Origin of the sequence: Kitasatospora sp. NPDC092286 (assembly GCF_044755565.1) — a bacterium.
Taxonomy (GTDB): Bacteria; Actinomycetota; Actinomycetes; order Streptomycetales; family Streptomycetaceae; genus Kitasatospora.
The window spans coordinates 106,250-117,999 of record NZ_JBIVRD010000003.1; the positions used below are offsets into that span (position 1 = coordinate 106,250).

An 11,750-nucleotide genomic window follows, 5' to 3' on the forward strand; every position below is an offset into this window, starting at 1 on the left:
ACTACCGAAGGGACATGACGGGCATGGCGGAACCGCCGAAGGACCTCGTCCGCACACCGCCGGCCGACTTCCCCGCGGCCGACTCCCCCGCGGCCGGACCGGTCGACCCGGCGGACCCGGCCGACATCCTGCTGGCCGTGTTCAAGGAGCATCTCGCCGTCGAGCAGATCGACCGGGACAGCAGGTTCTACGCCCTCGGCGGGGACTCGCTGATCGCGGTGCGTGTGGTCAACGCCGCGCGCGCCCGGGGAATCCCGGTCTCGCTACGGGATCTGATGGTCCATCAGACCGTTCGGGGCGTGATCGGCTCGCCCGCCGTGGTCGAGGCGCTGGCCGCCGGCGGCGGCGCCGACCGGAGCACCGCGGCGGAGACCGCCTTCTCCCTCCTCGACCCGGCGGACCGCTCCCTGGTCCCGGCGGGCGTGGTGGACGCCCTGCCCGCCTCGGCCCTCCAGGTCGGCATGCTCTATCTCTGCGAGACCAGCCAGGATCCGCTGCTCTACCACATCATGCACGGCTGGGAGGTGTGCGCGCCCTTCGACGAGAGCTGCTTCCGGACCGCCCTCGCGGAGCTCGGCCGCCGCCACCCGGCCCTGCGGACCTCCTTCGACCTCGGCGAACTCTCGGAACCGGCACAGCTGGTGTGGGAGCGGGCCGAACCGGCCCTGAGCGTCGACCGGGCCGCGGACGCCGGGAAGGCCGAGGCGCTGGTCCGCGACTGGCGTGACCGCCGGGCCGACACACCGCTCGACTGGCAGTCCCCGCCGCTGTTCCACTGCCAGGTGGTGGCCCTGCCGGCGTCCTTTCACGTCGCGCTCGCGGCACACCACGCCATTCTGGACGGCTGGAGTTTCAGCCGGCTGGCCGTGGAGCTGATGACCCTCTACCACCTCGGGCTCGGCGGTCAGGGCGTCGAACTGCCCGGGCTCGCACCGGACGTGCAGCGCGACTTCATCGCCGCCGAGCGCGCGACGGCGGGCTCGGCGGCGGCGGCCGACCACTGGTTCGGACAGGCGAACGTTCCCGCGCTGCTGTTCGGCGCGGCGGCCTCCGGCCGGGTCCCCGATCCGCGGGAGCGCTGCGAGACCGCCCTCGACCCGGAGCTCGTGGGCGCCCTGTCCGCCGTGGCCCGGATGCTCGGCGTCCCGGTGAAGTCCGTCGCGCTCGCCGCCCACGCCCGGGCCCTGGGGAGCTGGACCGGACGCGAGCACGACGTCGTCACCGGTGTCGTGTTCAACACCCGCCCGGAGAGCGCCGGTTCGGATCTGGCGGCCGGGCTCTTCCTCAACACCCTGCCGATCCGCTTCACGACGGTGGACGACACCTGGACGGGTCTCATCAGCGCGGCGGCCACCGCCGAGCGGGAGGGCGCCCCGTACCAGGCCTACCCCCAGGCCAGGGTCGTGGAGCGGCTCGGCCGCCCGGCCTTCGACGTCACCTTCAACTTCATGAACTTCCACGCCTACCAGGAGCTCGACCGCCTGGCGTCGCTGCCCACCCGCGGCTGGTGGCGCCGGGGCAAGCCCAGCTTCCCGTTCCACGTCAATGTCGAGATCACCGGCACCGACGGCCAGATACGGATCGGCTTCGACCCGGCCTTCGTGCCGCGGACCGCCGCGGAGGCCTACGCGGACCTCCTGCGGCAGTCACTGTCCGCGCTGGTGGCGAACCCGGTCAGCCCGGCCGCCCCGCCCGGGCCACCCAGGCCATCGGCGCCATCAGCGCCGTCTGCACCGCCCGCACCGAACGATCGGGGGATATGAGCGATGGCCGACGCCTCTCGGACCCGCTTCGCCGTGCTGTACGACGCGGGCGCGGTTCCCGCCGGGGAGATCGGTGCGGGCCTGGCCGACCTGGGCGACATCGTCTTCCTGGTGCCGCCGGAGTCCGCGCACGTGGACCAGCTCCGGCCGGTGATGGACCTGCTGGGCGAGGTCCGCACGCTCACCGGGGACACCGCGGCGGACACGGAGCTCGTACGGGAGATCGCTCCGGACGCGATCCTCACCTTCTGCGAGGAGATGATCCGCCCGGCCGCCGAACTCGCCGCCGCCGCAGGGCTTCCCGGTCAGTCGGTACGGACCGCCCGGCTCTTCACCGACAAGGGCGGGCAACGCCGCGCCCTGAGGGAAGCGGGCGTCGACACCACACGCACCCACGTGGTGGAGGACCTCGCGGACTGGCCCACCGCCCTCGGGGCGGTGGGCCTGCCCGCGATCGTCAAACCGGTGACCGGTTCGCGGAGCCGGGACGCCTACGCCATGTGGTCACCGCAGGACGCCCGCACCGTCCGGTCCCGGCTCGCGGACCTCGCCGCCGGCGGGTCGTGGTCCCCCTTCATCATCGAGGAGTTCCTCCCGGGCCGGCCCAGCGAGCCGTTCGGCGACTACGTGTCGGTCGAGAGCGTCTGCACCTCCTCGGGCATCACCCACCTGGTCCTCACCGGCAAGACCCCGGTCATGCCACCGTTCCGGGGGACGGGGCGGATCTGGCCCAGCCACCTGCCGGGCACCGAGGAACAGGAGATCTTCGACCTCGTCACCCGGGCACTGGAGGCCGTGGGATCCGACTTCGGCTTCGCCCACACCGAGCTGAAGCTCACCCCCGAGGGGCCGCGCATCATCGAGCTCAACGGGCGGATCTCCGGCCATGTGAACATGATGGCCCGCGAGTCCTGCGGGCTGGATCTGGTGCGCGTCGGGGCGCTGCTGGCACTCGGCGAGAAGCCCTGGCTGCCGACCTTCGACTTCGGCGGCAGGGTCCACTTCCAGTACAACAACCTCGCACCGCTGCTCCCCTGCCGGCTGGACGCCGTCCACGGAGCCGAGACCGTCCGGGGGCTGCGGGGGGTGACCGCCTACCGCAACTTCGTCCGTCCGGGCGACCGACTGCCCGGCGGCTCGGCGACGCTGACCCTGGACACCATCTCGGGTGTGGGCGACAGCCATGCGGCGGTGGCGCGCACCATCGACGAAGCCCGCTCGGCGCTCACCTTCGAGTTCCGCTTCGCGGACGGCGTCCGCCGGATCAACGGCCTGGACCTGCCGCGACATTGAGACGGGCCGGGCACCGGGCGCTACTCCACGGTCACGCTCTTCGCCAGGTTGCGCGGCTTGTCGACGTCCCGCTTCAGCGCCACCGCCGCGTGGTACGCGAGCAGTTGGAGCGGGATGTTGAGGAGCAGCGGGTCGAGCTCGGGCTCGCTCCTGGGGACGAGGATGCAGTGGTCGGCGAGCTTCGCCTCGGGCCTGCGGTGGGCGACGGCCAGCACCCGGCCGGAGCGGGCCTTGATCTCACCGAGCGTGGTGAGGTTCTTGTCGAGCAGCTCGTCGTCGGGCACCAGGGCGACGGTCGGCAGCGCGGAGCTGATCAGGGCGAGCGGGCCGTGCTTCAACTCGCTCGCGGGGTACGCCTCGGCGTGGACGTAGGAGATCTCCTTGAGCTTCTGCGCGCCCTCCCGCGCGACGGGGTAGCCGCGGACCCGGCCGATGAACATCATGCCCTCGGACCGCGCGTACTCGGCGGCGAGTTCGGCGATGGCGTCGTTCTGCGTGAGGATCTCCCGGATCTGCCCGGGCAGCGCCTTCAGACCGGCCACGATGCGGCGGCCGTCGGCGGGCGAGAGGTCGTGGATGCGCCCGAAGTGCAGGGCGAGCAGCGCGAAGGCGACCACCGTCGAGGTGAAGGCCTTGGTCGAGGCGACCGAGATCTCCGGGCCCGCGTGCAGGTAGATGCCGCCGTCGCACTCGCGCGCGATGGCGCTGCCGACGGTGTTGACGACGCCCAGCACCCGGCCGCCCTTGCGCTTGATCTCCTGGACGGCGGCCAGCGTGTCGTAGGTCTCGCCGGACTGGCTGACCGCGACGTACAGGGTGTCCGCCTCGATCACCGGGTTGCGGTAGCGGAACTCGGAGGCGGGCTCGCTGTGCGCGGGGATCCGGGCCAGCTCCTCGATCAGCTGGGCGCCCATCTCACCGGCGTAGTAGGCGGAACCGCAGCCGAGGATCTTGACCCGGCGGATCTCGCGCAGCTCGCGGGCGTCCAGGTTGAGGCCGCCGAGGTGGGCGGTGGCGAACCGCTCGTCGAGCCGGCCGCCGAGGGTGCGCTCGACCGAGCCGGGCTGCTCGTGGATCTCCTTGAGCAGGAAGTGCTCGTAGCCGCCGGTGTCGTAGGAGTCGGTCTCCCAGTCCACGGTGGACGGCTGGCGGTGCGTGGTGCGGGCGTCCTCGGTGAAGGTGCGGAAGCCGTCGGCGCGGACGGTGGCCAGCTCGCCGTCCTCCAGGTGGACGACCTGCCGGGTGTAGCGGACCAGCGCCGAGACGTCGGAGGCGGCGAACATCTCCTTCTCGCCGATGCCGAGGACGATCGGGCTGCCGTTGCGGGCGACCACGATGCGGTCGGGCTGGGCGGCGTCGAGCACGGCGATGCCGTAGGTGCCGACCACCCTGCCGAGCGCGGCGCGCACCGCGTCCTCCAGCTCGGCCCCGGCCGCGGCGTGGGCGGCGATCAGGTGGGCGAGCACCTCGGAGTCGGTCTCGGAACGGAAGACGGCGCCGTCGGCGGTGAGCCTGGCGCGCAGCTCGTCGGCGTTCTCGATGATGCCGTTGTGGACGACGGCGATCCGGTCGGCGTTGTCCAGGTGCGGGTGGGCGTTGGCGTCGCTGGGTTCGCCGTGGGTGGCCCAGCGGGTGTGGCCGATCCCGGTGGTGCCCTTGAACCGGGCGGGCACGGCGGCGGCGAGGTCGGCGACCCGGCCCTTGGTCTTGCGGACCTTCAGACCGCCGGTGCGGCCGGTGACGGCGACGCCGGCCGAGTCGTAGCCGCGGTACTCCAGCCGGGCCAGCCCCTCCAGCAGAAAGGGGGTCGCGTCCTTGGGGCCGATGTAGGCCACGATTCCGCACATCTGGGTGGACTCCTTCACGAGGCGGGAAGAGGCGGGGGAAGCGGGCGGCCGGCGGTCAGCCGTAGACCATCCGGCGCAGCTGGCGGGCCGAGAGCCCGGGCGCGGCGACCCGCCTGGCGGGCAGTTCCTCGGCCAGCCGGGCGAAGATCCGCTCGTTGGTCAGGCCGCGCGCCTGCAGCTCACCGTGGCGGCGCCGGACGTACTCCTCGGTCGTCTCGGAGAAGTACGCCAGGACCTCCGCCACGACCCGCGCCGCCTCCCTGGGCCCGAGCGGGCTGGTCCGGGTGAGGTGGGCGAGCAGGTCTTCGTGAGGGTGCGGTGAGCTGGACACGAGCCAGGAGCCTAGGCCGCGACCGGCGGCGAAACCAAAGATCTTGCCCGAATCCGGGCAGATCTCGGGGCTTTCGGCTCAATCGGGACCCGGAGTCGGTTCACCCCCTTCTCGCCCCACCCTTGTAGCGACCCCAGGTGGCGACGTAGCGTGATTCTCCGCATACGGATCGCAGACGCGTATCGGGAGACCGGAGGCTTGCAGATGTGCGGGATCACCGGATGGGTCGCCTTCGACCGCGACCTCACCGCCGAACGTCCGGTACTGGACGCGATGACGGCCACCCAGTTCTGCCGCGGCCCGGACGCCGGCGGAGTCCACCTGGAGCGGCACGCCGCACTGGGCCACCGCCGCCTCGCGGTGATCGACATCGAGGGCGGCACCCAGCCGATGACGGTCGAGCACGACGGCCGGGCCCTGGCCGTGCTCACCTACAGCGGCGAGGTCTACAACCACCGCGAGCTGCGCGCGGAGCTGGAGGCGACCGGGCACCGCTTCCACACCCGCAGCGACACCGAGGTCGTGCTGCACGCCTACCTCGAATGGGGCGAGGGCCTGGCCGAGCGGCTGAACGGCATGTTCGCCTTCGCCGTCTGGGACACCCGCAGCGAGGAGCTGCTGCTGGTCCGCGACCGGATGGGCATCAAGCCGCTGCACTACTGCCCCACCCCGGACGGCGTGATCTTCGGTTCCGAGGCCAAGGCCGTGCTCGCCCACCCGGCGGTCCGGCCGGTGGTGGACCTCGACGGCCTGCGCGAACTGCTCGCCGTCACCAGGACCCCGGGGCGGACGATCTACCGGGGCATCGCCGAGGTCCGGCCGGGCCACGTGGTCCGGATCCGCCGCACCGGGATCTCCGTCCGCCGCTACTGGGCCCTGGAGGCCCGCGAACACACCCACAACCTGGAGACCACCGTCGCGACCGTCCGCGCCCTGCTGGACGACATCGTGCACCGCCAGCTGGAGGCGGACGTACCACTCTGCTCGCTGCTCTCCGGCGGCCTCGACTCCAGCACCGTCACCGCGCTGGCCGCCAGGGCGCTGCGCGAGGCCGGCGCCGGCCCGGTGCGCTCCTTCGCGGTGGACTTCGTCGGCCAGACCGAGCACTTCCAGGCCGACGAGACCCGCCCGACCCCGGACCGGCCGTACGCCCGGCTGCTGGCCGACCACGTCGGCGCCGACCACAGCGTCATCGAACTGGACAGCGCCGCGCTCACCGACCCGGCGCAGCGGGCCGCCGTGCTGCGCGCCCGGGACGCGCCGGGCGGCTTCGGCGACATGGACACCTCCCTGCTGCTGCTCTTCCGCAGCGTGCGCCGGAAGTCGACGGTGGCGCTCTCCGGGGAGTCCGCCGACGAGCTGTTCGGCGGCTACCGCTGGTTCCACGACCCGGGGATCGTCGCCGCCGACGACTTCCCCTGGGCGGCCGCGGCGGTCCAGCTCGGCGGCAGGGGCGCCAGGCCGCGCGAACAGCTGCTGGACGGCGGTCTGCTCGACAGGCTCGATCTGGACGGCTACCGGCGGGCCCGCTACCGCGAGGCGCTGGCCGAGGTCCCGCACCTGCCCGGCGCCGACCCGGTCGAGCGGCGGATGCGGGAGATCTCCTACCTCCACCTCACCCGCTTCGTCTGCATCCTGCTGGACCGCAAGGACCGGATGAGCATGGCCAACGGCCTTGAGGTGCGGGTGCCGTTCTGCGACCACCGGCTGGTGCAGTACGTCTTCAACACCCCCTGGGCGATGAAGACCTTCGACGGCCGGGAGAAGAGCCTGCTGCGTGCCGCCGTCCGGGACGTGCTGCCGCAGGAGGTCGCCGACCGGGTGAAGAGCCCGTACCCGGCCGTGCAGGACCCGCACTACCCGGCGATGCTCCGTGACGAACTGGCCGAGCTCGCCACCGACCCGGCCGCCCCCGTGCTCGCCCTGCTGGACCGGCGGCGGCTCGCCGACGCGCTCGCCCCGGACACCGACCCGCAGACCGTCCGGCTCGGCGTCGATCTGGCGCTGGACCTCAACGCCTGGCTGACGCGGTACCAGGTCTCCCTGGAGCTCTGACCGTTCCCCCGTACGGCGCGGCGGCCCCGCGCCATCCCGCTGCGCCGTACGGGTGGTGACCCCGGGCCATCCCGCGTCGTTGGGCAGGTGGGACGTGCGATAGCGTCGCCGACACCTCCCGAATGGCGGTCGAAAACGCGGAATCCCACCCCCCGTGCCGTCAGGATGGGAAGCGAACCGTCCGCCTCGATCCGCCGGGGGATCTCCGTCATGCAACCGCGAGCATTCGCGATTCTCACCGCTCTTCTGCTGGGGGTCCTGGGCCTGGGATCGGTGGCCGTCACCGACTGGACGCCCGCGCCCGCCGCCGCGGTGGGCGCCCCGGCCGCAGCGGGTGCGGCCGACGCCACCGGCCCGGCGGGCGTCGCGAGCGCCACCCCGACCGGCGACCCGGCGGTGTGGACCCGCTCGACGCTGCGCAACAAACTGATGACCGAGATGCAGGCCACCGACCCCGGGGTCGCGCTGGCCGACCTCGACCGGATCACCAAGCAGCTGCCGTACACCGTCCGGTTCTGCCACCCGATCGCCCACGAGCTCGGGCACGAGGCGGTGAAGCGGTTCAACGCGGACTTCCAGAAGGTCATCTCCTTCCCGCACGAGACCTGCGCGGCCGGCTATCTGCACGGCGCGGTCGAGGAGATGCTGAACGCCTCCCCGCAGCCCGAGGTGGACCTGCTGAAGCTCTGCGCGCCGACCAACATCGGGCCGTGCATCCACGGCGTCGGCCACGGCACCATGTTCGTCGCCAAGCAGGACGTGGCGGCCGCCCGGGCGCTGTGCGACAAGTTCCCCTCCGACCAGAACAAGATCCGGTGCTCGGAGGGGCTGTTCATGCAGCTCTTCGGCCCGGACGAGGAGGACGAGAAGGCGAAGGCCAACCTGCCCGCCGACAAGCTCGCCCAGGACCCGCTGTACCCATGCAAGGACCAGCCGTCGCTGTTCCAGTCCGCCTGCTTCTTCTACGCGCCGACGTTCTACCTCTCGTCGCACGACTACCCGAACCACCCCGAGGTGTACGCCGACGCGCTGAAGTGGTGTCTGAGCGGCAAGGGCGCCGGCGGGGCCGTGGACTGCAGCCGGGGTGTCGGTTCGCGCACCATGAAGTACAACCTGGACCGCGAGGACTGGGCCGCCCAGCAGTGCGCGACGGCCGCCGACGGCTGGCAGCGCAAGGCCTGCGCCGAGGGCCTGGTCAGCTACTACACGGTCAACTACACCGACGGCGGCGCGGCCGGCCGGCTCTGCGCCAAGCTCACCGACAAGGAGATGCAGGGCTACTGCCGCTCGGCGAGCGGGCTCTCCGCCTCGCTCGACTGACGCCCTCCCCGACCGTTCCCCCCGGGGCCCGCGCCGCACGGCGCGGGCCCCTTCCGTAGGATCGGGCCTGATCACAGGTGCGCCGAGGACGCCGCGCCCCAGGCCCCCACCCGCTGGAGCAGCCCTCATGGACGGACCCGAGGACTTCCGCGCCGCCGCGCACGCCACCGCCGAGCTGGTCTCCGACTACCTCGCCGGGCTGCCCGACCGCCCGGTCTGGCAGCCGATGGACGACACCGCCCGGCAGGCCCTGCTGGACGCGCCGCTGCCCGAGGACGGCCGCCCGCTCGCCGAGCTCCTGGCCGCCATCGGCCAGGACGTCCTGCCGTACCCGATGGGCAACGGCAACCCGCGCTTCTTCGGCTGGGTGAACTCCGCCCCCGCCCCCGCCGGGGTGCTCGCCACCCTGGCCGCCGCCGCGATGAACCCCAGCTCGGCCGGCGGCGACCACGCCGACGTCCATCTGGAGCGGGCCGTGGTGCGCTGGATCGCCGAGCTGGTCGGTTTCCCGCACCCGGCCGGCGGCGGGCTGCTCACCTCCGGCACCTCGATGGCGACCATCGTCTGTCTGGCCGCCGCCCGCGACCGCGCCGCCCGGCAGGCCGGGTGGAACGTCCGGGAGGACGGCCTGGCGGGCCTGCCGTCGCTGGTCGGCTACGTCACCGGGGAGACCCACTCCTGTGTGCGCAAGGCCGCCGAGCTGCTGGGCCTGGGCAGCAGGCAGTTGCGCACCGTCGCCACCGACCCGGACGGGCGGCTCGACCTCGCCGATCTGCGGGCGGCGATCGAGCGGGACCGGGCCGCCGGGCTGCTGCCGTTCCTGGTGGTCGCCTCGGCCGGCACGGTCGGCACCGGCGCCGTGGACGCCTTCGGCCCGATCGCCGACCTCTGCGCCGAACAGCGCCTCTGGCTGCACGTGGACGGCGCGTACGGGGCGTTCGGCGTGCTGGACCCGGTGATCGCCCACCGCTACGCCGGGCTGGAGCGCGCCGACTCGCTCGCCCTCGACCCGCACAAGTGGCTGGGCGTGCCGGTGGACTGCGGTTGCGCGCTGGTCCGCGACACCGAGGAACTGCGTGGCACCTTCAGCCTGGTGCCGTCCTATCTGCGCGACGAGGCGGCCGGCGCGCTCGGCTGGTTCTCCGAGTACGGCACCGAGCAGACCCGCCCGTTCCGCGCGCTCAAGGTGTGGGCCACCATCGCGCACCGGGGCCGGGCAGGGCTCGCCCAGGACATCGCCCGGTGCACCGAACTGGCCCGCCACCTCGGTGAACTCATCGAGGCCGACGAGGAGTTGGAGCTGCTGGCACCGGTGCAGACCTCGATCACGGCGTTCCGCCACCGGGCCGCCGGACTGGACGAGGCCGCCCTGGACGCGCTCAACCGGGAGCTCCCGGTGGCGGTGCAGCGGCGCGGGCGGGTCTTTGTCACCGGCGCCCGGCTGGCCGACCGGGAGATGCTGCGCGCCTGCCTGCTCAACGCCGCGACCACCGAGGCGGATCTGGAGCTGCTGCTGGCCGAGGTGAAGGCGGCGGCGGCCGAACTCCTCGGGCGAACGGCCCGGTGACCGAGGCCCGGCCACCGAGGCCCGGAGACATTTACCGACAGGTCACGGGGGATTCGTGATCGCGAAACACCGAGGCGGCAGATTGATGCCATGGAGCACCCGGAGAAGCTGACGACGACCGAACAGACCGGACAGACCGGACAGGCAGGACAGGCCGGGCAGACCGGGCGGACCGGGCGGACCGGGACCCCGCCGCCGGCCCCCTCCCGTGCCCGGCGGCGCGGCGCCAGAGGCCACCGCTGGCGCCGCGACTCCGTGGAACTCGCCGCGGTCTTCCTCTCGGTGACCACCGCCGACCTGGTCGCCAAGATCGTCGTGGACGGTCCGGACGGCCCGGTGGTGCTCGCCGCCTCGGCCGCCGCCCTGCTCGCCACGGCGCTCTTCCACACCTGGTGGTCACAGCGCCACCAGCTGCACGGGCCACCGGGCCCGGACGATCCGGCGCCCTCCGCCACGCCCGGACCGCAGGGCCCCCTGGACGAGTTCGAGCCGACCGCGCTCTGGCGGGTGCGCACCACCGTGCCGGACTCCCCCGGCAGCCTGGCCCGGGTCTGCACGGCCTTCGCCGAGCGGCAGGTGAACATCGTCTCGATGCAGTCGCACCCGCTGCCCAGCGGCGCCGTGGACGAGTTCTTCGTCCGCGCGCCGCGCTCGCTCACCCGGGCCGGCCTGGCCGCACTGGTGGCGACCGCGGGCGGCCACGACATCTGGACCGACCCGGCCGACGCACACGATCTGGTGGACGTTCCCACGCATGTCCTGGCACTCGCCACCCGCACCGCGCTGGACGCCGCCGAGCTGCCGGTCGCGCTGCGGCAGCTGTTCGGGCAGTGCGCCATCCGGCAGTACCCGGGCGCGGGCGGGCGGTCCGGCGCCGGGGTGGACGGGCATGTGATGCGGCTGCCCGTGCCGTCCGGGGACCTGATCGAGCTCACCCGCCCGCACCTGCCGTTCACCCCGACCGAGTTCGCCCGCGCCCAGGCCCTGGTGGAGCTGGACACCCTGCTCGGCCCCCGGGTGCCGGACGTCCGGGCCCGGCTGACACTGCCGGCCGGGGCGGACCTGACCGTGCGGCGGGCGGACACCGGCGACAAGGAGGCGGCGCTGGCCATGCACCACCGCTGCTCCCCCGACACCCTGCGCAAGCGCTACCACGGCCCGGTCCGGGACGCCGACCGCTACCTGGACCACCTGCTGGACGCCCGGCACGGCCAGACGCTCGCGGTGGAGACCTCCGACGGGCGGATCGTCGCCCTCGGGCACCTGATGTGGGACGACGACGGCGCCGAGGTCGCGGTACTGGTCGAGGACGCCTGGCAGCGGCGCGGGCTCGGGCTCGACCTGATGCGGCGGATGGCGGCGCTGGCCCTGGAGGCCGGGGTGGAGACGGTGTACGCGGTCACCCAGTCCTCCAACACCGGTCTGATCACCACCATGCGCAAGCTCGCCGCGCCGCTGGACTACCAGGTCGAGGAGGGCACCCTGGTGATCACCGCGCACCTGGCGGAGGCCACCGAGGAGCTCCCCGTCCCCTGGCCCACCCGGCCGGGCGGGTAGCACCCGCCCCCGGATCT

Annotated in this window: 8 protein-coding genes; 6 read left to right on the plus strand and 2 right to left on the minus strand. The window is 73.2% G+C overall.

Features of this window, described 5'->3' with window-relative positions:
- Positions 1-23 precede the first annotated feature (23 nt).
- On the plus strand, positions 24-1,763 hold the full coding sequence (locus ACIQIB_RS05005; RefSeq protein ID WP_400756734.1) for a condensation domain-containing protein: 1,740 nt from the start codon (positions 24-26) through the stop codon (positions 1,761-1,763).
- Between the two features lie 3 nt (positions 1,764-1,766).
- Positions 1,767-3,056 (plus strand): acetyl-CoA carboxylase biotin carboxylase subunit family protein, encoded by a 1,290-nt coding sequence (locus ACIQIB_RS05010; RefSeq protein ID WP_400756736.1) that lies wholly within the window; start codon positions 1,767-1,769, stop codon positions 3,054-3,056.
- 20 nt (positions 3,057-3,076) lie between these two features.
- Here the strand turns inward: ACIQIB_RS05010 and glmS are convergent, their stop codons facing one another.
- Together glmS and ACIQIB_RS05020 are read right to left on the minus strand one after the other, a co-directional pair.
- Complete coding sequence (glmS, locus tag ACIQIB_RS05015) at positions 3,077-4,903, minus strand: glutamine--fructose-6-phosphate transaminase (isomerizing) (RefSeq protein WP_363608168.1); 1,827 nt, start codon at positions 4,901-4,903, stop codon at positions 3,077-3,079.
- Positions 4,904-4,958: 55 nt separating this feature from the next.
- Entirely contained in the window at positions 4,959-5,234 is a 276-nt protein-coding gene (locus ACIQIB_RS05020; RefSeq protein WP_363608169.1) for a hypothetical protein, read from the minus strand.
- Between the two features lie 204 nt (positions 5,235-5,438).
- Between ACIQIB_RS05020 and asnB the strand changes: the two genes are divergently transcribed.
- The 4 genes from asnB to ACIQIB_RS05040 all read left to right on the plus strand — a co-directional run bounded on the left by asnB (position 5,439) and on the right by ACIQIB_RS05040 (position 11,733).
- Positions 5,439-7,289 (plus strand): asparagine synthase (glutamine-hydrolyzing), encoded by a 1,851-nt coding sequence (gene asnB / locus ACIQIB_RS05025; RefSeq protein ID WP_400651416.1) that lies wholly within the window; start codon positions 5,439-5,441, stop codon positions 7,287-7,289.
- 210 nt (positions 7,290-7,499) lie between these two features.
- A complete protein-coding gene (locus ACIQIB_RS05030; RefSeq protein WP_363608171.1) occupies positions 7,500-8,609 on the plus strand; it encodes a hypothetical protein in 1,110 nt (369 codons plus the stop codon).
- 127 nt (positions 8,610-8,736) lie between these two features.
- Positions 8,737-10,176: a pyridoxal phosphate-dependent decarboxylase family protein gene (locus tag ACIQIB_RS05035; protein ID WP_400756739.1), complete on the plus strand. Its 1,440-nt coding sequence runs from the start codon at positions 8,737-8,739 to the stop codon at positions 10,174-10,176.
- Between the two features lie 90 nt (positions 10,177-10,266).
- Positions 10,267-11,733 carry a GNAT family N-acetyltransferase gene (locus ACIQIB_RS05040; protein WP_400756741.1) on the plus strand — a complete coding sequence of 489 codons (1,467 nt, stop codon included), beginning with the start codon at positions 10,267-10,269 and terminating at the stop codon, positions 11,731-11,733.
- Positions 11,734-11,750: the final 17 nt, after the last annotated feature.